This is a genomic window from Streptomyces sp. SudanB52_2052 (genome assembly GCF_964272415.1).
Lineage (GTDB): Bacteria > Actinomycetota > Actinomycetes > Streptomycetales > Streptomycetaceae > Streptomyces > Streptomyces olindensis.
In genome coordinates this window covers 5,018,707-5,040,264 of the sequence record NZ_OZ186796.1, presented here as the reverse complement: position 1 = coordinate 5,040,264, position 21,558 = coordinate 5,018,707, and the positions used below count along the sequence as shown (strand labels likewise).

Below are 21,558 nucleotides of genomic sequence, written 5' to 3'. Positions count from 1 at the left end.
GCCTCACGAGGACGCGGCCCCGCCGAGCGCCTCGCCCAGCGATCCCACCGCCGCCACCTTCACGCCCGCCGCGCTGCACACCCAGTGCGGGTCGGGCCCCAACTCCGGTTCCACCTCCAGCGCGTGCGGGTCGCCCGCGCCGCACACCGGGCACAGCGGCCAGCGGCCGTACCGCTCCAGCAGGGCGTCCTGGACGTCCTGCGCGACCAGCCCGGCCACGAACGGCGCGCCCTCCGGCCACTGCTCGACCCACCACCGCCGCTGCGTGACGGACTCCTCGACCAGCGAGACGACGTCCGCCTCGGCGACGCGTCCCGCGACGAGGTCGGCCAGCACGAGGGCGCGCGCGGCGTGCAGGGCCTGCTCCAGGGGGCTGATGGGGTCCATGCACCCATTGTGCGCACTCTTGACCACAACGCCGAGCCGAAAATATCTTTCAAGAGTGACCAACAGAGTGAAGGAAATTTTCGCCAGTGAGCGGGGCGGCCCGGCCGGCTCGGCCGGCACCCCGCCCGCCCCCGCCGCACTCGCGGCCAAGGTCCGCACGCTGGCCCCGTCGATGACGCGTTCCATGCAGCGCGTCGCCGAGGCCGTCGCGGGCGACCCGGCCGGCTGCGCGGCCCTCACGGTCACCGGCCTCGCCGAGCTCACCGGCACCAGCGAGGCGACCGTCGTACGCACCGCCCGCCTGCTCGGCTATCCGGGGTACCGGGACCTGCGCCTGGCCCTCGCCGGCCTCGCCGCGCAGCAGCAGTCCGGCCGGGCCCCCGCCATAACGACGGACATCGCGGTGGACGACCCGATCGCCGACGTGGTCGCCAAGCTCGCCTACGACGAGCAGCAGACCCTCGCCGACACGGCCGCCGGTCTCGACACCGTCCAACTGGGCGCGGCCGTCACCGCGCTGGCCACGGCCCGCCGCACCGACGTGTACGGCGTGGGGGCGTCCGGGCTGGTCGCCCAGGACCTCACGCAGAAGCTGCTGCGCATAGGGCTGGTAGCGCACGCCCACAGCGATCCGCACCTGGCCGTCACGAACGCCGTGCAGCTGCGCGCGGGCGACGTCGCGATCGCCATCACGCACTCGGGGTCGACGGGCGACGTCATCGAGCCGCTGCGCGTCGCCTTCGAGCGCGGGGCGACGACGGTGGCGATCACCGGCCGCCCGGACGGCCCCGTCACCCAGTACGCCGACCACGTCCTCACCACGTCCACCGCGCGGGAGAGCGAGCTGCGCCCCGCGGCCATGTCGTCCCGGACCGGTCAGCTCCTTGTGGTGGACTGCCTGTTCGTGGGGGTGGCGCAGCGGACGTACGAGTCGGCGGCGCCGGCGCTGTCGGCGTCGTACGAGGCGCTGGCCCACCGGCACCGTTCCTGAGGCAGCCGCCCCGCCCAGCACCGGAAAGACACGGAAAGAGCCGTCCATGACCTCCACCTCCGACCCCCGTGATCTCAGAGCCGAGTTGGAGTCCCTGACCACCGAGGCCTTCCGGCCGGAGCTCGCGGACATCGACCGGCTGCCCACCCTCGACATCGCGCGGCTGATGAACGGCGAGGACGCGACCGTGGCCGGGGCGGTCGCGGCGCGGCTGCCGCGGATCGCCGCCGCGATCGACGCCGTGGCGGAGCGGATGGCCCGGGGCGGCCGCCTGGTCTACGCGGGCGCGGGCACGGCGGGCCGGCTGGGCGTCCTGGACGCCTCGGAGTGCCCGCCCACCTTCAACACCGACCCGTCCAGGGTGGTCGGCCTGATCGCGGGCGGCCCGCAGGCCGTGGTCACCTCGGTGGAGGGCGCGGAGGACTCCCGGGAGCTGGCCCGGGCCGACCTGGAGCCCCTCGGCCTGACCCCCGACGACACGGTGGTCGGCATCTCCGCCTCCGGCCGCACGCCCTACGCCATCGGCGCCGTCGAGTACGCCCGCGCCCGCGGCTCCCTCACCATCGGCCTCGCCTGCAACCCCGGCAGCCCGCTCGCGGCGGCGGCCGACCACGGCATCGAGATCGTCGTCGGGCCCGAACTGCTCACCGGCTCCACCCGCCTGAAGGCCGGTACGGCGCAGAAGCTCGTCCTCAACATGATCTCGACGATCACGATGATCCGCCTGGGCAAGACCTACGGGAACCTGATGGTCGACGTCCGCGCCTCCAACGACAAGCTGCGCGCCCGCTCCCACCGCATCGTCGCCCTCGCCACCGGCGCCGACGACCAGGAGATCGAACGGGCCCTGTCCGCGACGGACGGCGAGGTGAAGAACGCGATCCTGGCGATCCTGGCCGCCGTGGACGGCCCGACGGCGGCCCGCCTGCTGGAGCAGTCCGACGGCCATCTGCGCGCGGCCCTCGCGGCGGCGACGACCGGCTAGCCAGGGCCTGTCAGGTCACCGGAACACGCTGCGTGACCCGCCACAGCCGCCGCGGCAACTCGCCCTCCTCGAACGCGTGCACGTCGTCCAGGACCCAGTCCCCGGCGAGGGCGTCGACGAGTTCCCGGGAGAAGAAGTGCACGGCGAACCCACCGTGCTCCCAGATGTCGTCGCCGTGCCCGGTCCCGGCACCGAAGTGGGCGTCGCCGATGTGGCGCACGGTGTAGACGAACACCCCGCCGGGCCGCAGCACCCGCCGCACCTCTCCCACCAGCCGGTGGATCTCCTCCGTGGACAGCGCCATGCACAGCAGCATGTGCGCGAACACGGCGTCGAAGGAGGCGTCCGGAAGGCGCAGCGGCTCCCGGACGTCCTGCACCGCGCCCGTCACGCGCCGGGCGATGCCCTGCTCCCGGGCGGCGGCCCGCAGCTGCTCGATCGCCACCGGGCTGAAGTCGGTGGCGTGGACGGAGAAGCCCTCCCGGGCGAAGAACAGCGCGTCGCGCCCGTGCCCGGCGCCCAGCTCCAGGACATCGGTGGCCCCGGCGTCCAGGAACACCCCGGCGGCATCGACGGCGGCGTCGGACGGCCGCGCCCCGTACATCCCGGGGTGCTCCCCGTACGTCCGCTCCCAGTGCGCCCACTGGCTCTCACCGAGCTTTCCGTCGTCCGCCACGCCGTCCAGCCTAGGACCACCGCGCCACCAAGCTCACGACATGCACCGCCCCTCCCGGTTCAGCTGCCGTACCCGCGCCCGCAGCGCCTCCCCCACCGGCAGCGAGCGGAGCACATCGGTCAGGTGCTCGGCCGGCCGTACATTGCAGCGCCCCAGGTCGACCAGTGCGAACGGCTCGTCGCTCGCGGCCGTGACCGGATCGACGCACAGGGACGGCAGCACGACACCGACTCCCGCGAGGGCTTCCCGCAGCGACTCCTCCTCCCCTCGGGCCCTCCTGGGCGCGGAACTGCGCCGCGCCCGCGAGAAAGCCGGCCTGAGCCAGGAGGAACTGGGACAGCGACTGTTCGTGAGCGGCTCGTTCATCGGACAGCTGGAGGCGGGCACGCGAAGGATGCAGCGGGAGTACGCACGGCTACTGGACGAGGTGCTGGGGATGGAGGACTTCTTCCAGCGGCACTGCGGAGCGGCGGCGAAGTCGAAGTACCCGGAGCACTTCGCGGAGGCGGCGGAGGCAGAGTTGCAGGCGACCGAGATCCGGGAGTACGCGCCCCTCCTGATCCCCGGCCTGCTCCAGACGCCCGCCTACGCGCGATCCGTCTGCCGGGCTTACCAGCCGACGGCTCCCGAGGAGAAGATCGAGGAGTTCGTCGCCGCGCGGATCGAGCGCGCCCGCCTCCTCAGCGATCCAACAGAGTCCTTGTTGTGGGCGGTGATTGACGAATCCGCGCTACGGCGGGTGACAGGGGGACGCAAGGTGATGGCGGAGGCGTTGCGCCACATCGCAGACCTGGGCCGCAGTGGTCGGACCATCGTCCAGGTGTTGCCGTTCGACGCGGGAGCGCACGCCGCGATGGAGGGCTCGATGAAGTTGATGGATGTCCACCACCCCGCCGCCCTGGTCCGCACCCGCCTGACCGGCAAACTTCCGCCCCCACCCGCCCCGCGTCCACCCCTACGGGTCCTGGAATGCGCGAACTGCGGCGCGCCGGGACGCCCGGAGTCCCTGCCCGGGGGGCGTTGCAGCGCCTGCCGAGGCGAAAGCGCCTCCGCGCAACCCCCCGCACCCCTGCCCGCCCCCTCCGTACACGACCACGCGGCCAGGATCCGCGCCGCGATGTCCCTACGCCGCCGGGAGAAGAATCCGCCGGCTGAGGACAATGGGCAGCATGAACCACGCCCAGCTGACCGCCCTCGGCCGTGCCCTCCGGCTTCTCGGTGAACACGGGGAAGCCCTCACCGCCGACACCCCGGACGCCAAGCTGCACGAGGTGAAGGCCGATCTGCGGCGCGCTCTCGACCTGCTGGAGGAGAGCGTCTCGAACGCCGCGCCCAGCACCCGGTGCCCCGAGCACCCGAACGGCCCGGTCGACGAGGGCGCCCCCGACCTGTGCCTGCTGTGCGAGACCCGGCGCCGGGCCGCCCGCCGGAACGAGTTCAACGGGCCCGCCCCGCAGCAGCCGCAGACCGAGCCCGTCCAGTCCCGCTACGGCGCCCGCGGCGACCGCCCCCAGCCCCAGCAGCGCTGGCTGCCGGAGCTGTGGAACGGCCAGACGTGGCAGCTGTGCGGCACCCCGCGCCGGGACCGCCGCGAGGCCGAGCTGTACATCGCCGCCCAGCGCCGGGCGCCCCGGGCCGCCATGGCGTACCGGCTGGTGCACGAGTTCACCGACTACGAGGTGCTGCGGGTGTGGGGGACGCCCGTACGGGTCGACATCGAGCCGATGGGCAACCTCTAGCCCGTCACAGCAGGGGCAGCGGAGGGAAGTCGTACCCCTCCCACAGGCGCCGCGACGCCTCCTCCGGGTACGCCCTGACCTCCGGCTCCGCGTCCAGCACCTGCACGAGCCGCCGCTCGTCGTCGTACGCGGGCCAGCCCGGGTCGCCCGTCCGCGCGAACGCCGTCCAGGAGGAGCGGAAGCGGGCCGACAGCGCCTGCGCCTCGGCGGACGGCTCCACCCCGGCGAACAACAGGAGGCCCAGGTCCGCCCCGTACGTGCCGAACAGCAGCGGGATGTCCAGCCCGTGGCACGCGCCGAGCGCGCCGCCGTTGCCGGGGGCCGGCCAGGTCAGCTCGTACAAGTGCGCGCTGCCGCCGCCCGCGCGCTGCGCCTGGGCCAGGCGCAGGGAGGGCATGTTGAACAGCCAGTCCGTCTGGACCCGTTCGTACAGTTCGCTCGGGGAGGCGTCGGGGAAGGCCGCACGGTAGGCCTGTTCACCGTCGGGGCCGGGGGCGAACAGGCGCAGGGCCGCGCTCGCCCGCTCGTCCGGGATCTGCCCCAGTTGCCCGGCCATGGCGACGAAGAGGCGGTACTCGTCGCGGTTGTGGCCGACGAGCAGGTCGACGTCCTGCGCCGCACCGGCCGCCAGTGCCTGCCAGGGGGTGGTCGGCAGGACCTCGCCGTCGACCACCGGGGAGAAGGGTGTGACGGTGGGGGCGGCCTGTCCCCACCGGTCGAGGTACTGCGGCATCTTCGGGCCCAGCGCCTCGCCCGCGGCGGTCAGCCGGCGCGGCTCCACCGACGACAGGTCGGCGACCGTGGGGCGCAGGCCCACCTCGGCGGCGAGTGCCGTACCGATGTCCCGGGCCAGTTCGGCGGAGAAGAACGTGCCCGGCACGCTCTGCGCGATCGCCCGCCGGAACAGTCCGGACGCGGCGTCCATCACCAGCAGCGAGGCCACCGACCCCGCGCCCGCCGACTCACCGAAGACGGTGACCTGCTCCGGGTCGCCGCCGAACGCCGCGATGTTGTCCCGCACCCACTCCAGCGCGGCCACCTGGTCGAGCAGACCGCGGTTGGCGGGCGCCCCCTCGATGTGGGCGAACCCCTCCATGCCGACCCGGTAGTTGAGGGAGACGACGACGAGATCACCGTCGGTGGCGATGCGCCGGGCGTCGTAGCCGGGACTGCCGGCGTGGCCGAGCTTGTAGGCGCCGCCGTAGATCCAGACCATCACGGGGCGGCGGGCCGCCGGGTCGGGGTCCGGGGTCCAGACGTTGACCGTGAGCCAGTCGTCGCCCTGGGGCACGTCGAACAGGCCCGGGCCGCCGATCAGGCCGAGGTCCTGCGGGGGCGGCGGGCCGAACGCGTGGGCGTCCCGTATGCCGTCCCAGGGGTGGGCGGGGCGCGGGGCCATGAAGCGGGCCTCGCCCACGGGGGGCGCGGCGAAGGGGATGCCGCGGAAGACGGCGAGCCCCTCCTCCCTGCGGCCCCGTACCGCCCCGGCGGTGGTGCGCACCACCGGGGCGGGCCGCTCGGCCGGACCGTCCGCCGACGGGCGGGGCTCGGTCGTCGTCATCTGGATCTCCTCACGTGCCGGTGAACAGGCGCTCGGTCAGTGTCCTTGACTGACGCAAGCAGATCCAGAGCCTCGGGTTCCGGGGTCAGCTGAGCGACTTCAGCGACGCCGGGTCGTACGGCGCCAGGTCCGCGAAGCGGCCGTCCAGGACCTTCCGGGCCCACTCGGGGTCCTGCAGCAGGGCGCGGCCGACGGCGACCATGTCGAACTCGTCGCGCTCGAAGCGGTCCAGGAGGTCGTCGAGGTCGCCCAGCTCGGCGCCCTGGCCCTGGAAGGCCTTGAGGAAGTCGCCGTTCAGGCCGACCGAGCCGACGGTGATGGCGGGCTTGCCGGTGAGCTTCTTGGTCCAGCCGGCGAGGTTGAGGTCGGAGTCGTCGAACTCGGGCACCCAGTAGCGGCGGGTGGAGGCGTGGAAGGCGTCGACGCCGGCGGCGGCGAGCGGGGTGAGGATGGACTCCAGCTCCTCCGGGGTCTCGGCGAGGCGGGCGTCGTAGGCGTCCTGCTTCCACTGCGAGTAGCGGAAGATGACGGGGAAGTCGGCCGAGACGGTCTCGCGGACGGCCGCGACGATCTCCGCCGAGAACCGGGCGCGGGCGACCCGGTCGCCGCCGTAGGCGTCGGTGCGGCGGTTGGTGCCCTCCCAGAGGAACTGGTCGAGCAGGTAGCCGTGGGCGCCGTGCAGCTCCACGCCGTCGAAGCCGATGCGCTCGGCGGCGGCAGCGGCCTCGGCGAACGCGCCGATGACGGCGTCGATGTCGGCCTGCGTCATGACCTTGCCGGTGCCCTCGGTGCCGTCCGTGCGCACACCGGAGGGGCCGACGGCCGGGGCGTCGGCGAAGGGCGGCTCGCCCTGCTTGCGGACCATGCCGATGTGCCACAGCTGCGGCACGATCGTGCCGCCCGCGGCGTGCACCGCCTCGGCGACCTTCGCCCAGCCCGCGAGCTGCTCCTCGCCGTGGAACCGCGGCACCCGGTCGCTCTGCCCGGCCGACTCGTGGCCGACGTAGGTGCCCTCGGTGACGATCAGACCGACTCCGGCGGCGGCGCGGCGCGCGTAGTACGAGACGACGTCCTCACCGGGGACGCCGCCCGGGGAGAACATGCGCGTCATGGGCGCCATGGCGATCCGGTTGGGGACGGTCAGACCGCCCAGGGTGACGGGCCGGGACAGGATTTCGGCGGCGCGGGAGGCGGCGACGGTCACGTGGGGACTCCTCAGGAGGTACCGGTCGGTATGTGCATGCGCATATGGCGCTCATTCCAACAGCCCGGCCCCGCCCACGGCATCCCGCCCCCACTGTGATCCCGCACACGCCCGAGGGCGGCACTCCCTGTCGGAACAGGGAGTGCCGCCCTCGGAAAGGACGTTGATCGACCGGGTCGATCAGAAGTCCATGTCACCGCCCGGCATGCCGCCGCCGGCGGGCGCGGCGGCCTTCTCCGGCTTGTCGGCGATGACGGCCTCGGTGGTGAGGAACAGCGCGGCGATGGAGGCGGCGTTCTGCAGCGCGGAACGGGTCACCTTCGCCGGGTCGATGATGCCCTCGGCGATCATGTCGACGTACTCACCGGTCGCGGCGTTCAGGCCGTGGCCGACCTGGAGGTTGCGGACCTTCTCCACGACGACGCCGCCCTCGAGACCACCGTTGACGGCGATCTGCTTCAGCGGGGCCTCCAGCGCGAGCTTCACGGCGTTGGCGCCGGTCGCCTCGTCACCGTCGAGCTCCAGCTTCTCGAAGACCTGGGAGGCCTGCAGCAGGGCCACGCCACCACCGGCGACGATGCCCTCCTCGACGGCCGCCTTGGCGTTGCGCACGGCGTCCTCGATGCGGTGCTTGCGCTCCTTGAGCTCCACCTCGGTGGCGGCACCGGCCTTGATGACCGCGACACCGCCGGCGAGCTTCGCCAGGCGCTCCTGCAGCTTCTCGCGGTCGTAGTCCGAGTCGCTGTTCTCGATCTCGGCGCGGATCTGGTTGACGCGGCCCTGGACCTGGTCGGCGGAGCCGGCACCGTCGACGATGGTGGTCTCGTCCTTGGTGATGACGACCTTGCGGGCCTTGCCCAGCAGGTCGAGCGTGGCGTTCTCCAGCTTGAGGCCGACCTCCTCGGAGATCACCTCGCCGCCGGTGAGGATGCCGATGTCCTGCAGCATCGCCTTGCGGCGGTCGCCGAAGCCCGGGGCCTTGACGGCGACGGACTTGAAGGTGCCGCGGATCTTGTTGACGACCAGGGTCGACAGGGCCTCGCCCTCGACGTCCTCGGCGATGATCAGCAGCGGCTTGCCCGACTGCATGACCTTCTCCAGGAGCGGGAGCAGGTCCTTGACGTTGGAGATCTTGGAGTTCGCGATCAGGATGTACGGGTCGTCGAGGACGGCCTCCATACGCTCCATGTCGGTCGCGAAGTACGCCGAGATGTAGCCCTTGTCGAAGCGCATACCCTCGGTGAGCTCCAGCTCCAGACCGAAGGTCTGGGACTCCTCGACGGTGATGACGCCTTCCTTGCCGACCTTGTCCATGGCCTCGGCGATGAGCTCGCCGATCTGGGTGTCGGCGGCGGAGATGGAGGCCGTGGAAGCGATCTGCTCCTTGGTCTCGACGTCCTTCGCCTGCTCCAGCAGGGCGGCGGAGACGGCCTCGACGGCCTTCTCGATACCGCGCTTGAGGGCCATCGGGTTGGCACCGGCGGCCACGTTGCGCAGACCCTCGCGCACCAGGGCCTGGGCGAGGACGGTCGCGGTGGTCGTACCGTCACCGGCGACGTCGTCCGTCTTCTTGGCGACTTCCTTGACCAGCTCGGCGCCGATCTTCTCGTACGGGTCCTCGAGCTCGATCTCCTTGGCGATGGAGACACCATCGTTGGTGATCGTGGGCGCGCCCCACTTCTTCTCGAGGACGACGTTGCGGCCCTTGGGGCCGAGCGTCACCTTCACGGCGTCCGCGAGCTGGTTCATGCCGCGCTCGAGGCCGCGCCGCGCCTCCTCGTCGAACGCGATGATCTTGGCCATGTGAAGTGGTCCCTCCAGGACTGGGGGTGATTACTTCGGACCGCGCCCGCGCCCGCGACGGACGGCCCCGACCGGTGGTTCCTTGCCCCACCCGGCCCGTGGCCTCACCGACCCGGTCCTTACGTTGTCACTCTCACCTTCAGAGTGCTAACGCCAATGATTAGCACTCGACCCCTGCGAGTGCAAGCGCCTGCCCTGGATCGGGCGGGGGCGTCAGCCGCCCGCGAACACCGTCCGACAGGGCCTTCGAACAGGCCGAAGGGCCCGTACCCCGGGGGGTACGGGCCCTTCAGAGAAGACCGGTCGCTTGCGGTTTGGTCGTGGAACGCGTTCAGCCGGCGACGCGAACCATGTCGGCCTGCGGACCCTTCTGGCCCTGCGAGATCTCGAACTCAACCCGCTGGCCCTCTTCCAGGGTGCGGTAACCGTCCATCTGGATCGCGCTGTAGTGGACGAAAACATCCGCACCACCGTCGACCGCGATGAAGCCGTACCCCTTCTCCGCGTTGAACCACTTGACGGTGCCCTGAGCCATGCCTAACTCCCCTATTACTGGCCCTTGCACAGATCCACACTTCGCGGATCCGGGTCAGACCTCACCCCCCACGGTTGGGGGCGTGCGCCGGAACGCGTCGACCGCGGCTGAATGTATCTGTCCAACTGCCGTCTGCAACAGGTCAATCGGACGAGAATTCTGGACGCGCGGCATCCGGAATGTGGGGAGAATTCGCCTGAATTCAGGGCAAGTCGGGCCACGCAAAGGGAACAAAAGCCGCGAAAGATGCACACACTTTGGCTACATCTTGTCGGGCGTGCGGCAGGAATTCAGGGTTTCCGATCAGGGGATCGGCATCGCGTTCCCCAACTGTACCCCGCTCAACCACACTGAATTGCCCCCTCCGCTTCTCTCACGGAGGGGGCAATTCGATGAACTCTCGGTGACGACCGTTACCGCAAGTAACAATCGGGGCGGGCGACCGGTTCAGCCGCCGGCGACGGCCGGGATGATCGACACGCCGGCACCGTCCGGCGTCGCCGTCTCCAGCCCCTGCTCGAACCGCACGTCGTCGTCGTTCACGTACACGTTGACGAACCGCCGCAACTTGCCCTGGTCGTCCAGCACGCGGGCGGCGATCCCCGTGTGGTTCTTCTCCAGATCGGCGATGACCTCCCCGAGGGTCGCCCCCTCGGCGGCGACCTCGGCCTGCCCGCCGGTGTAGGTACGCAGGATGGTGGGGATGCGAACGGTGACGCTCATGACTTCAAAACCTCCGGTTGGACGAGTTACCTAGGGGCGCGGGGAACTGCGCGACCAACCCCCACCGGCCCCCAGCGGAGAACGATCAGACGAGCCCAGCCTCACGGAACGACTCGAGGTTGGGACGAATGGTCGCGGTGAGCCCCGTGCCCGCCACCGCGTCCAGCGTCTTCAGACCATCCCCGGTGTTGAGTACGACAGTGGTCTTCGTGGGGTCGAGCACCCCGTTCTCGATCAACTTGCGCGTCACCCCCACGGTCACCCCACCGGCGGTCTCCGCGAAGACTCCCTCGGTCCGGGCGAGAACCTTGATCGCGTCAACGACCTGCTCGTCCGTCACGTCCTCCACGAAACCGCCCGTCCGCCGCGCGATGTCCAGCACGTACGGCCCGTCCGCCGGGTTGCCGATCGCCAGCGACTTGGCGATCGTGTCCGGCTTCTGCGGCCGCACCACGTCGTGCCCGGCCTTGAACGCCGTCGACACCGGCGAACAGCCCTCGGCCTGCGCGCCGAAGATCTTGTACGGCTTGTCCTCGACCAGCCCGAGCTTGATCAGCTCCTGCAGACCCTTGTCGATCTTCGTGAGCTGGGAGCCGGAGGCGATCGGCACCACGATCTGGTCGGGCAGCTGCCAGCCGAGCTGCTCGCAGATCTCGTACGCGAGGGTCTTGGAGCCCTCGGCGTAGTACGGCCGCAGGTTGACGTTGACGAAGCCCCAGCCCTCGCCGGCCGGGTCGCCGATCAGCTCGGAGCAGAAGCGGTTCACGTCGTCGTAGTTGCCCTCGATGCCGACGAGCTCGCCGCCGTAGACCGCGGCCATGACGACCTTGCCCTGCTCCAGGTCGTGCGGGATGAACACGCAGGAGCGGAAGCCGGCGCGGGCCGCTGCGGCACCCACGGCGCCGGCGAGGTTGCCGGTGGAGGAGCAGGAGAGCGTGGTGAAGCCGAAGGCGCGGGCGGCCTCCAGGGCCTGCGCGACGACGCGGTCCTTGAAGGAGTGCGTCGGGTTGCCCGAGTCGTCCTTCACGAACAGCTTGCCGGCGTCGACACCCAGCTCGCGGGCGAGGTTGTCGGCCTTGATCAGCTTCGTCCAGCCCGGGTTGAGGTTCGGCTTGTCCGCCACGTCGGCCGGGACGGGCAGCAGCGGGGCGTAACGCCAGATGTTCGCGGGGCCCGCCTCGATCCGCTTGCGGAGCTCCTCGGCGTCGTACGCGGAGAAGTCGTAGGCGATCTCCAGCGGGCCGAAACACTCCTCACAGGCGAAGACCGGGCCGAGGGGGACGCGGTGACCGCACTCGCGGCAGCTCAGGGCGGCGGCCGGGCCGAGGTCTACGGTGGAGTTCGTGGTGCTTGCAACAGTCTGCACAGCCATGTGAGGCGAGGCCCTTTCTCCTCATCTTCCTCACGACGCATCTCGCCGTGAGACGGATTTGGCACCTTCCCTAGCCGGGAGCCTCGCGCTGTGGTCGCCAGTGACCTACGAGTACCGACTGGAGGGTTGCCGGGGCTTCATCGGGCCGTATCCCTCTGCCCCTCTGGATGAGCTGTATGTGGTTGTAAACGACGGTTGACCCCGGACATGCGATGGTCATCCGCGTTGTTCAAGACTGTAACCGACGACCAGGACCCTTGAGATAGTCGTCCGAACCGCGAGATGGCTCACAGTCCGTCCCGCCGAGAGAACGCTAAGGAGCCGCCACGGTGCTGGAAGAAGTCGAGCGCTGGCTGAGCACCCGTTCCTGGTCCGCGACCGAGCGTCCGCTCCACCGGATCCTGGCCGCCAAGCAGCGCACGGGCCAGACGGTCAGCGTCGTGCTGCCCGCGCTCAACGAGGAGGAGACGGTCGGCGACATCGCCGCCGTCATCCGCCACGACCTGATGCGGCAGGTCCCGCTCGTCGACGAGCTGGTCGTCGTCGACTCGGGGTCGACCGACCGCACGTCGGAGGTGGCCGCCGCCGCGGGCGCGACGGTGGTGCACCGGGACACCATCCTCCCCCGGCTGCCCGCGGTGCCCGGCAAGGGCGAGGTGCTGTGGCGCTCGCTGCTCGTCACACGCGGGGACATCGTCTGCTTCATCGACGCCGACCTGAGGGACTTCTCGTCCGACTTCGTCTCCGGGATCGTGGGCCCGCTGCTCACCGAGCCGGACGTGGACCTGGTCAAGGGCATGTACGACCGTCCGCTGGGCGGCGCGGCCGGGCAGGGCGGCCGGGTCACGGAACTCATGGCGCGCCCGCTGCTGAACATGCACTGGCCGCAGCTGGCCGGCTTCGTGCAGCCGCTCGGCGGGGAGTACGCGGCCCGCCGCTCACTGCTGGAGCAGTTGCCGTTCCCCGTCGGGTACGGCGTCGAGCTGGGCATGCTGGTGGACGCCCTGCACCTGGTGGGGCTGGACGCCCTCGCCCAGGTGGACGTCGGCGTGCGCAAGCACCGGCACCAGGACGGGCAGGCGCTGGGCCGGATGGCCGCCGCGATCTACCGCACGGCCCAGCTGCGGCTGGCCCGCGGGCACCTGATCCGGCCGTCCCTGACCCAGTTCGAGCGGGGCGGGGACGGCTTCGAGCCGCGGACGTACTCGGTCGACACCGAGGAACGTCCGCCGATGGTGGAGATCGCCGAGTACCAGGAGCGGAAGGCGGCCTGACCGGGGTCGTTTTCGGCCGGACGCGGCAGGTCCGTACGTTTGAGCGTTTACAGGCCGGGCTAGGTTGAGGCGTATGGCTTCGACGTACGGTGCTGCACGAGTGCTGGTGGCCTCCAACCGCGGTCCGGTCTCCTACGCGGTGGGCGAGGACGGTTCGCTGAACGCCAAGCGGGGCGGTGGCGGACTGGTCTCGGGGCTGTCCGCGATCGGGTCGGACGCGGACGCGCTGTGGGTGTGCTCGGCGCTGTCCGACGGCGACCGGGAGGCGGTCCGCCGCGGAATCGTAGGGGCGGGGCCGGAGGCCCCTCCGCAGAGGGGTGGCGGCGGGCGACGGGCGGGAGAGGACGGCGTGCGGATGCTGGACATCCCGGCCGACGTGCACGCCGACGCCTACAACGGCATCGCCAACTCCGTCCTGTGGTTCGTGCACCACATGCTGTACCAGACGCCGCTGGAGCCGGTCTTCGACGCGGAGTTCCGGCGCCAGTGGGCGTCCTACGAGACGTACAACCGGGCGTTCGCCGAGGCGCTGGCCGAGGAGGCGGCGCAGGGCGCGGCGGTCGTCGTGCAGGACTACCACCTGACGCTGGTGCCGGGCATGCTCCGCGAGCTGCGCCCGGACCTGAGGATCGGCCACTTCTCGCACACGCCGTGGGCACCGCCCGAGTACTTCCGGATGCTGCCGGACGACGTGGCCGGGCAGGTGCTGCGCGGCATGCTGGGCGCGGACCGGCTGGGCTTCCTCACGCAGCGCTGGGCGGACGCCTTCGTCGCGTGCGCCGAGCGGTTCGCGGGCGGGCTCGGCGGCACGCGGATCGGGGTGCACGGGCTGGGCGCCGACGCCGACTTCCTGCGCAAGCGGTCCCACGAGCAGGACGTCGAGGAGCGGATGGCCGCGCTCCGGGAGGAGATCGGCGAGGACCGCCGCACGATCGTCCGGGTCGACCGCACGGAGCTGTCGAAGAACATCGTGCGCGGGCTGCTGGCCTACCGGCGGCTCCTCGAAGCCCACGGCGAGTGGCGCGAGCGCGTGGTGCACGTCGCCTTCGCCTATCCCTCGCGGCAGGACCTCGCGGTGTACCGGGACTACACGGCCGAGGTGCAGCGGCTGGCGGACGAGATCAACGCCGAGTTCGGGACGCCCGGCTGGACACCGGTCGTCCTGCACGTGAAGGACGACTTCGCCCGCTCCCTGGCCGCGTACCGGCTGGCCGACGTGGCGCTGGTCAACCCCATCCGGGACGGCATGAACCTGGTCGCCAAGGAGGTCCCGGTCGTCTCCGACGCGGGCTGCGCGCTGGTGCTGTCCAGGGAGGCCGGGGCGTACGAGGAACTGGGCGAGGACGCGATCACGGTCAACCCCTACGACATCACGGGCACGGCGACGGCCCTGCACGAGGCCCTGTCGATGGGCCCGGAGGAGCGCGCCGAGCGGAGCAAGCGGCTGGCGGCGGCGGCCACGGCACTGCCGCCCGCGCAGTGGTTCGTGGACCAGCTGGAGGCGTTGCGGGGATGAGCGGCACGACTCCGGCGGCCCGGCCGCTGCCCACGCCCCGCACCCGGGCCGGACAGGAGGGCCTCGACGCGCTCCTCGCCGGACCCGGCAAGGCCCTGATCGGCCTCGACTTCGACGGGACCCTCGCGCCGATCGTGGCCGACCCGGAGCGGGCCCGGGCTCACCCGGAGGCGGTGCCGGCGCTGGCCGCGCTCGCGCCGAAGGTGGCCGCCGTGGCGGTGGTCACGGGCCGGCCCGCCGAGGTCGCGGTACGCAACGGCGCCTTCGCGGACGTGCCGGGGCTTGAGCACCTGGTCGTACTCGGGCACTACGGCGCCGAGCGGTGGGACGCCCGCAGCGGCGAGATCACCGCGCCCGCACCGCACCCCGGCGTCGAAGCCGTCCGCGCCGAGCTGCCCGGGCTGCTCGAAGGGAGCGGGACCTGGGTGGAGGACAAGGGCCGGGCCGTGGCCGTGCACACCCGCCGGGCCCCCGACCCCCAGGCCGCCTTCGAGGCACTCCGCTCGCCGCTCACCGACCTGGCGACCCGGCACGGCCTGATCGTCGAGCCCGGCCGCATGGTCCTCGAACTCCGCCCGCCCGGCATGGACAAGGGCGTCGCCCTGAGCGACTTCGCCCGGGAGATCGGCGCCGGGTCCGTCCTCTACGCCGGCGACGACCTGGGCGACCTGCCCGCCTACGCGGCGGTGGACGCGCTCCGCTCCGACGGCACCCCGGGCCTGCTGGTGTGCAGCGGCAGCGACGAGGTGACCGAGCTGCGGGAACGCGCGGACCTGGTGGTGGACGGCCCGGAGGGCGTCGTAGCGCTGCTCGCCGCGCTGGCGGAACGGCTGGACTGAGCGCCCGGGTCCGCCCTTCAGCGTTCCGCCCGGCGTCTGTCCCGTATCCGGCGCAGTCGGTTGACCGTCACCGGGTCGTGGGCCAGGGCCCGGGGGTCGTCCAGCAGGGCGTTGAGGAGCTGGTAGTAGCGCACGGGGGCGAGGCCCAGCTCCTCGCGTATGGCCCGTTCCTTCGCGCCGGGGCCGGTGAAGCCCCGGCGTTCGAGCGCGAGGATGTCCTGCTCCGCGCGCCCGAGCCGGGCCTGGTCGGTCTCCTCGTCCATGCCCGGCACGGTAACCCCTGGCACCGACAGCGGGACTACTCGGCGCTCTCCGCCCGGGCCGCCACCGCCTGGAGGTGGCCCAGGACGCCCGAGGGGCTGCCGCCGGGGGCGACCGCCTTGCCGATCTGCTGCTTGATCTGGGCGCTGACATCGGCCCAGGAGGTCTTGCCGACCGGGTAGAGCTCGGAGGTGAGCAGCTCCTCCAGGAACGGCCGGAGGTGCCGGTCCCGGTCGGATGCGGTCATGGTCGCGGACGCGGAGGCGGTGACCGGCAGCAGATCGTACTCGCGGGAGAAGGCCAGCACGTTCTTCTCGCTGTAGACGAAGTCGAGGAAGTCGCCGATCTGGTCGCGGTGGCCGTTCTTCTTGAAGGCCGTCATCCAGTCGGCGACACCGAGCGTGGACTTGCTCGTGCCCTCCTTGCCCGGCATCGGCACCATCCCGTACTCGACGCCCTTCTTGGCGGCGATCTTCATCAGGGAGGGGTGGCCGTTGAGCATGCCGACCTCGCCCTTGGCGAAGGCGGCGAACGCGTCGGCCCGGTTGAGCTCGCCCGGCGCGACCGGCCCGGTCAGGTCCTTGCCGACCAGTTCCTCCTTCAGCCAGGAGAAGGTGTCGATGTTCTCCGGGGAGTCGATGCCGTAGCTGTCGACGCTGTCGGTGTAGCCGCCCCCGCCGCTGAGCATCCACTGCATGGTCTCGGCCTGCGCCTCCTCCGGGCCGAGGGGCAGCGCGTAGGGGTACTTCACGCCCTCGGCCTTGAGCGCCTCGGCGTCGTCGGCCAGGTCGTCCCACGTCTTGGGCGGGGTGATGCCGGCCTTGGCGAAGAGGGCCTTGTTGTAGAAGAGCACGCGCGTGGAGGAGGCGAACGGCATGCCGTACTGCACGCCCTTGACCTGGCCGGCGGAGGCCAGCTGCCCGACGAAGTCGGCCTGCACGGGTATGGAGAGCAGGTCGTCGGCCTTGTAGAGCTGGTTCTGCGCCGCGTAGTCGGCGTACGCGCCGATCTGCGCCATGTCCGGCGGGTCACCGGCGGAGACCATCTCCCTGACCTTGCGGTCGACGTCGTTCCAGGAGTAGACGCTGACGTCGATGCTGACGCCGGGGTTGTCCGCCTCGTACTCCCGGACGAGCTTGTCCCAGTACTTCTGGGAGCTGTTGGCCGCACTGTCGCCGTAGTCGGCGGCGACCAGCTTCAGGGTCACGTCGGCGGAACCGCCCGTGACTCCGCAGCCGCCGAGGACCGCCGTCATGCCCAGTGCGGACACCACCGCGATCGTTCCTGCCATCCGCCGCCGCTGCACCGCTGTTCTTCCCCAACCCTGGCGTCCGCGCCACACTCAGGCGTGCTCCGCCACCCGAAACTTTTCGATATCCGGATTAAGGTCTACACCACGCGAGTGGACTAGACCTCTCGCGGGTCCCCGGGTCACACTGTTCTCCGTGAGACATGTCATCGCCCTCGACGTGGGCGGCACCGGAATGAAGGCCGCCCTGGCCGGGCCGGAGGGCGAGGTCCTGCACCGGGCCCGCCGGGCCACCGGACGCGCCCAGGGGCCGGACGCCGTGGTCGCGGGCATCCTCGACTTCGCCGCCGAGCTGCACGCGTACGGCACCGAGCACTTCGGCACGCCCGCGTCCGCCGCCGGCGTGGCCGTCCCCGGCATCGTCGACGAGGCGCGCGGCGTCGCCGCCTACGCGGCGAACCTCGGCTGGCGCGACGTCCCGCTGCGCGACCTGCTGGCGGAGCGGCTGGGCGTCCCGGTCGCCCTCGGCCACGACGTGCGCACCGGCGGCCTCGCCGAGGGCCGGGTGGGCGCCGGCCGGGGCGCCGACCGCTTCCTGTTCGTGGCGCTGGGCACCGGCATCGCGGGCGCCATCGGCGTCGACGGCCGGGTGGAGGCGGGCGCGCACGGCTTCGCGGGCGAGATCGGCCACATCGTCGTACGCCCCGGCGGGGCCCCCTGCCCCTGCGGCCAGCGCGGCTGCCTGGAGCGCTTCGCCTCGGCCGCGGCCGTCAGCGAGGCCTGGGCCGCGGCCTCGGGCACCCCAGGCGCGGACGCGGCGGACTGCGCGAAGGCGGTGGACGCCGGCGACCCCCGGGCCCTCGCGGTCTGGCGGCAGGCCGTGGACGCCCTGGCCGACGGCCTGGTCACGGCCCTCACCCTCCTGGACCCCCGCACCCTGATCATCGGCGGCGGACTGGCGGAGGCGGGCGAAACCCTGTTCACGCCGCTGCGGGAGGCGATCCGCAGCCGCATCACCTTCCAGAAGCAGCCACCGATCGTCCCCGCGGCCCTGGGGGACAGCGCCGGTTGTCTGGGAGCGGGCCTGCTCGCCTGGGATCTTCTGTCATCGACCGACCGTTCGGAGGTAACGCCCTGATGGGAGCCGACTCAGGGGCGCGGGGAACTGCGCGACCAGCCACGACACACCCGCACCCCGCGACGGCCGCGCGGCCCACGGTCCTCACCGGCGCGACGGTGGTACTTCCCCCAGAAACGGTCCACAACGGGCAGCTGATCATCGACGGCACCCGCATCGGCCGCACAGCCCCGGCAAACGCCCAGTTCATCGACGTAACCGGCCACTACGTGGTCCCCGGCTTCGTGGACATCCACAACCACGGCGGCGGCGGGGCCTCCTTCACCTCCGGCTCCGTCGACGACATCCTCAAGGGCATCCACACCCACCGCCTGCACGGCACGACCACCCTGGTCGCCTCCACCGTCACCGGCGACATGGACTTCCTCACCCGGCGCGCGGGCCTGCTCAGCGAACTCGCCGAGCAGGGCGAGATCGCCGGCATCCACTTCGAGGGCCCGTTCATCTCCCCCTGCCGCAAGGGCGCCCACGCCGAGGACCTCCTGCGTGACCCACGCCCCGCGGACGTCCGCAAGCTGCTCGACGCGTCACGCGGCCAGGCCAGGATGGTGACGCTCGCCACCGAACTGCCCGGCGGCACCGACTCCGTACGCCTGCTGGCCGAACACGGCGTGATCGCGGCGATCGGCCACACGGACGCGACGTACGAGCAGACGGTCGAGGCCATCGACGCGGGCGCCACGGTCGCCACCCACCTCTTCAACGCGATGCCGCCGCTCGGCCACCGCACCCCCGGCCCGATCGCGGCACTCCTGGAGGACGACCGGATCACCGTCGAGCTGATCAACGACGGCACGCACCTGCACCCCGCCGCGCTCCAGCTGGCCTTCCACCGCGCGGGCGCACGCCGGGTGGCGTTCATCACGGACGCGATGGACGCGGCCGGTTTCGGCGACGGACGCTACTGGCTCGGCCCGCTGGAGGTGGAGGTCGCCGACGGCGTGGCCCGTCTCGCGTCGGACGGCACGATCGCCGGCTCGACCCTCACCCTGGACCGTGCCTTCCAACGGGCGGTCACGGTCGACGGCCTGTCCGTCGAGGACGCGGTGCAGGCACTCTCGGCGACCCCCGCCCGCCTGCTCGGCATGTCCGACCGGATCGGCTCCCTGGAACCCGGCAAGGACGCCGACCTGGTCCTGCTGGACGCCGATTTCGAGCTGAAGGGCGTGATGCGCCGGGGCGAATGGGTGGTCGGTCCCCAACTGGGTTGATCCATCCCGCAGTCGAGAGACGGTGGCCGACGCCAGGACTGGGCCGACCGCCGTCTCTTTGGCATGATCGTGCTTTCGGAATACCAGACGGCGAGCGCGTTCTCGGGGGAGGTCGGCCCAGGTGATCCTCACGGTGACGCTGAACACCGCTCTCGACATCACCTACCGCGTGCGATCCCTCACGCCGCACGCCTCCCACCGCGTCTCCGAGGTGACGGAACGACCGGGCGGCAAGGGTCTCAACGTGGCCCGGGTCCTCGCGGCGCTCGGCCACGAGGTGACGGTGACGGGTTTCACGGGCGGGGCGACGGGCCGGGTCGTGCAGGAGAAGCTGGCGGCGGTCCCCGGTGTGGCGGACGCCCTGGTGCCGGTCGCGGGCGCGACCCGGCGGACCATCGCGGTGGTGGACGACCGGACCGGCGACACGACCCAGCTGAACGAACCGGGCCCGACGGTCACGCCCCTCGAATGGTCGGCCTTCCAGGATGCCTACGGGGACCTGCTCCACGGGGTCTCCGCCGTGGCCCTGTGCGGCAGCCTGCCGCCGGGCGTGCCGGTGGGCGCGTACGCGGGCCTGGTCCGCACGGCACGAGCCGCGGGCGTCCCGGTCCTGTTGGACACCAGCGGCGAACCGCTGCGGCGGGGCGTCGCGGCCCGCCCGGACATCATCAAGCCGAACGCGGACGAACTGGCGGAGCTGACGGGCTCCCACGAGCCCCTGCGCGCCACCCAGGACGCCCGCCGCCGGGGCGCCGGCGCGGTGGTCGCGTCCCTCGGCCCGGAGGGCCTCCTCGCCGCCACCCGAGAGGGCCGCTGGCGCGCCACGCCACCGTCCCCTCTCCGCGGCAACCCGACAGGCGCCGGCGACTCCGCGGTCGCGGGCCTGCTGTCGGCCCTGGTGGAACACCTCCCCTGGCCGGACCGCCTGACCCGCGCGACGGCCCTGTCCACGGCGACGGTGGCGGCACCGGCGGCCGGGGAGTTCGACCGGGGGGTGTACGAGGAGCTGCTGGGGAGGGTGTCGGTCTCCGGGGAGGTCAGCGCGGCGTGAGTGCAGCGCTCACTTCTGCAGCCACAGCTGGTCGAGCACCGCGTCGCACTGGTTGCCCTCGTTGCAGGCGAGCTCGATGGTGTTGGTGCCCTTGGTCAGGTTGACGTTGGACCACGTCTCCTGCCAGCCCTTTTCCCAGTCTCCCTTGGGCAGCCCGCCGAAGTTCTTCATGTTCACGGGGCGGGACTGGGCCTCGCCGTTGACCAGCAGCGTCGCGTTGGCGTCCACGCCCGGGATGCCGTAGCGGACGTAGAGCCGGTAGGTGCCCTTCTTGTCGATGCCGTTCACCGTCCAGGTGACCTTGGCGCCGACCTGGTTGAAGCCCGTCACGTAGACGCCGCCGTCGGCCTTCGCGCCCTTGATGTCCGACGCCGTCGTCACACCGGGGCTGAGTCGCAGCGCCTTCGCGTCGATCTTGGGGAGCTCGGCCTGGGCCGCTCCGCTCTTGCTGGCCGAAGGGCTCGGCTTCGGTTCCTCGGACTGGGTCGGGGTCGTGCCCGACGCGTTGTCCGCGTCGCCCTTGTCCTTGTCGCCGCTCAGAATGGCCACGCCGATGCCGATGACGACCGCGGCGACCACCGCGATCGCGCCGATCAGCAGGCCCTTGGTGTTGGGCCCGCGACCGCCCCGGCCGCCTCCGCCGCCGGACGGCATCGCCGTCTGGGTGGTGGGGGCGCCGCCCGGCAACGTCTCCGGCGCCGCGTAGTGCGCGTTCGGCCGGCCGTAGGCGCCCTGCTGCTGCGGGACCTGCCCGTACGGCGCCGTCTGCGCGCTCTGCGGCTGCTGGCCGTACTGGCGCGTGCCGACCGCTCGCACCCGGTTGACCGAGTTCGGGTAGCCGTAGCCCCCGGACGGCGGCTGGGCTCCGTTGGCCTGCCCGTCGGCGTAGAGATAGCCGAACGGGTCGTCGTCCTCGGGCGTGCTCGCGCCGTTGTTGCCGGGCGTCATCCCTTGGTCTCCTCAGTCAGGTGCGGTGCGATGCGGTACGGGTGGTGAGAGGGCGAGCCTACCCGCTCCCAGTGACCCAAACGGGTGACTCAGAC

Annotated in this window: 21 protein-coding genes, 1 pseudogene and 1 riboswitch; of the genes and pseudogenes, 10 read left to right on the top strand and 12 right to left on the bottom strand. The window is 71.9% G+C overall.

What is annotated here, in order from left to right; all coding sequences use genetic code 11:
- Window positions 1–3: 3 nt before the first annotated feature.
- Window positions 4–387, bottom strand: coding sequence for a hypothetical protein (locus ACSUPV_RS22480; protein ID WP_031113669.1), 384 nt, complete (start codon window positions 385–387; stop codon window positions 4–6).
- Window positions 388–442: 55 nt separating this feature from the next.
- On the opposite strand from ACSUPV_RS22480, the gene ACSUPV_RS22475 reads away from it, so the two are divergent.
- A complete protein-coding gene (locus ACSUPV_RS22475; RefSeq protein ID WP_031113670.1) occupies window positions 443–1,378 on the top strand; it encodes a MurR/RpiR family transcriptional regulator in 936 nt (311 codons plus the stop codon).
- Window positions 1,379–1,424: 46 nt separating this feature from the next.
- A complete protein-coding gene (gene murQ / locus ACSUPV_RS22470; RefSeq protein WP_037759454.1) occupies window positions 1,425–2,363 on the top strand; it encodes an N-acetylmuramic acid 6-phosphate etherase in 939 nt (312 codons plus the stop codon).
- A 10-nt stretch (window positions 2,364–2,373) separates the two neighbouring features.
- Here the strand turns inward: murQ and ACSUPV_RS22465 are convergent, their stop codons facing one another.
- The gene (locus ACSUPV_RS22465; RefSeq protein WP_037759452.1) at window positions 2,374–3,039 is read right to left on the bottom strand and encodes a class I SAM-dependent methyltransferase; all 666 of its coding nucleotides are present in this window, start codon (window positions 3,037–3,039) and stop codon (window positions 2,374–2,376) included.
- Between the two features lie 33 nt (window positions 3,040–3,072).
- Entirely contained in the window at window positions 3,073–3,261 is a 189-nt protein-coding gene (locus ACSUPV_RS22460) for a hypothetical protein (protein ID WP_436948347.1), read from the bottom strand.
- 55 nt (window positions 3,262–3,316) lie between these two features.
- On the opposite strand from ACSUPV_RS22460, the pseudogene ACSUPV_RS22455 reads away from it, so the two are divergent.
- Both ACSUPV_RS22455 and ACSUPV_RS22450 read left to right on the top strand, forming a co-directional pair.
- Window positions 3,317–3,982, top strand: a pseudogene (locus ACSUPV_RS22455) (helix-turn-helix domain-containing protein); the annotation flags it as partial.
- A 226-nt stretch (window positions 3,983–4,208) separates the two neighbouring features.
- Window positions 4,209–4,778, top strand: coding sequence for a hypothetical protein (locus tag ACSUPV_RS22450; RefSeq protein WP_037759449.1), 570 nt, complete (start codon window positions 4,209–4,211; stop codon window positions 4,776–4,778).
- Window positions 4,779–4,782: 4 nt separating this feature from the next.
- Here ACSUPV_RS22450 and ACSUPV_RS22445 read toward each other — a convergent pair whose 3' ends face one another.
- The 6 genes from ACSUPV_RS22445 to thrC all read right to left on the bottom strand — a co-directional run bounded on the left by ACSUPV_RS22445 (window position 4,783) and on the right by thrC (window position 11,976).
- Window positions 4,783–6,339, bottom strand: a complete 1,557-nt coding sequence (locus ACSUPV_RS22445; protein ID WP_382613130.1) for a carboxylesterase/lipase family protein — start codon at window positions 6,337–6,339, stop codon at window positions 4,783–4,785.
- Between the two features lie 85 nt (window positions 6,340–6,424).
- Window positions 6,425–7,543 carry an NADH:flavin oxidoreductase gene (locus ACSUPV_RS22440; RefSeq protein WP_037759445.1) on the bottom strand — a complete coding sequence of 373 codons (1,119 nt, stop codon included), beginning with the start codon at window positions 7,541–7,543 and terminating at the stop codon, window positions 6,425–6,427.
- 180 nt (window positions 7,544–7,723) lie between these two features.
- Entirely contained in the window at window positions 7,724–9,346 is a 1,623-nt protein-coding gene (gene groL, locus ACSUPV_RS22435) for a chaperonin GroEL (protein WP_037759437.1), read from the bottom strand.
- A gap of 331 nt (window positions 9,347–9,677) precedes the next feature.
- Window positions 9,678–9,881 carry a cold-shock protein gene (locus ACSUPV_RS22430; RefSeq protein ID WP_003986833.1) on the bottom strand — a complete coding sequence of 68 codons (204 nt, stop codon included), beginning with the start codon at window positions 9,879–9,881 and terminating at the stop codon, window positions 9,678–9,680.
- A 447-nt stretch (window positions 9,882–10,328) separates the two neighbouring features.
- Window positions 10,329–10,604 (bottom strand): ubiquitin-like small modifier protein 1, encoded by a 276-nt coding sequence (locus tag ACSUPV_RS22425; protein WP_010035955.1) that lies wholly within the window; start codon window positions 10,602–10,604, stop codon window positions 10,329–10,331.
- Between the two features lie 85 nt (window positions 10,605–10,689).
- Window positions 10,690–11,976 carry a threonine synthase gene (gene thrC, locus ACSUPV_RS22420; RefSeq protein WP_037759435.1) on the bottom strand — a complete coding sequence of 429 codons (1,287 nt, stop codon included), beginning with the start codon at window positions 11,974–11,976 and terminating at the stop codon, window positions 10,690–10,692.
- 18 nt (window positions 11,977–11,994) lie between these two features.
- Window positions 11,995–12,150: riboswitch (SAM riboswitch) on the bottom strand.
- A 155-nt stretch (window positions 12,151–12,305) separates the two neighbouring features.
- Here thrC and ACSUPV_RS22415 point away from each other — a divergent pair.
- The 3 genes from ACSUPV_RS22415 to otsB all read left to right on the top strand — a co-directional run bounded on the left by ACSUPV_RS22415 (window position 12,306) and on the right by otsB (window position 15,605).
- Window positions 12,306–13,250 carry a glucosyl-3-phosphoglycerate synthase gene (locus ACSUPV_RS22415; protein WP_382613125.1) on the top strand — a complete coding sequence of 315 codons (945 nt, stop codon included), beginning with the start codon at window positions 12,306–12,308 and terminating at the stop codon, window positions 13,248–13,250.
- Window positions 13,251–13,323: 73 nt separating this feature from the next.
- Window positions 13,324–14,766: an alpha,alpha-trehalose-phosphate synthase (UDP-forming) gene (locus ACSUPV_RS22410; protein ID WP_436948343.1), complete on the top strand. Its 1,443-nt coding sequence runs from the start codon at window positions 13,324–13,326 to the stop codon at window positions 14,764–14,766.
- Complete coding sequence (otsB, locus tag ACSUPV_RS22405) at window positions 14,763–15,605, top strand: trehalose-phosphatase (protein WP_436948341.1); 843 nt, start codon at window positions 14,763–14,765, stop codon at window positions 15,603–15,605. The genes ACSUPV_RS22410 and otsB overlap by 4 nt, the downstream gene beginning before the upstream one ends.
- A 17-nt stretch (window positions 15,606–15,622) precedes the next feature.
- On the opposite strand, the gene ACSUPV_RS22400 is transcribed toward otsB, so the two are convergent.
- Entirely contained in the window at window positions 15,623–15,868 is a 246-nt protein-coding gene (locus ACSUPV_RS22400) for a DUF3263 domain-containing protein (RefSeq protein ID WP_031113692.1), read from the bottom strand.
- A 35-nt stretch (window positions 15,869–15,903) separates the two neighbouring features.
- Window positions 15,904–17,157, bottom strand: a complete 1,254-nt coding sequence (locus ACSUPV_RS22395; protein WP_031113694.1) for an ABC transporter substrate-binding protein — start codon at window positions 17,155–17,157, stop codon at window positions 15,904–15,906.
- Between the two features lie 154 nt (window positions 17,158–17,311).
- Between ACSUPV_RS22395 and ACSUPV_RS22390 the strand changes: the two genes are divergently transcribed.
- The 3 genes from ACSUPV_RS22390 (at window position 17,312) to ACSUPV_RS22380 (ending at window position 20,515) form a co-directional block, all read left to right on the top strand.
- Window positions 17,312–18,253, top strand: coding sequence for an ROK family protein (locus tag ACSUPV_RS22390; RefSeq protein ID WP_031113695.1), 942 nt, complete (start codon window positions 17,312–17,314; stop codon window positions 18,251–18,253).
- The gene (nagA, locus tag ACSUPV_RS22385) at window positions 18,253–19,464 is read left to right on the top strand and encodes an N-acetylglucosamine-6-phosphate deacetylase (RefSeq protein ID WP_382613114.1); all 1,212 of its coding nucleotides are present in this window, start codon (window positions 18,253–18,255) and stop codon (window positions 19,462–19,464) included. The genes ACSUPV_RS22390 and nagA overlap by 1 nt, the downstream gene beginning before the upstream one ends.
- A gap of 121 nt (window positions 19,465–19,585) precedes the next feature.
- Complete coding sequence (locus ACSUPV_RS22380) at window positions 19,586–20,515, top strand: 1-phosphofructokinase family hexose kinase (RefSeq protein ID WP_436948338.1); 930 nt, start codon at window positions 19,586–19,588, stop codon at window positions 20,513–20,515.
- 9 nt (window positions 20,516–20,524) lie between these two features.
- Here the strand turns inward: ACSUPV_RS22380 and ACSUPV_RS22375 are convergent, their stop codons facing one another.
- Entirely contained in the window at window positions 20,525–21,463 is a 939-nt protein-coding gene (locus ACSUPV_RS22375; protein WP_031113699.1) for a CBM35 domain-containing protein, read from the bottom strand.
- Window positions 21,464–21,558: the final 95 nt, after the last annotated feature.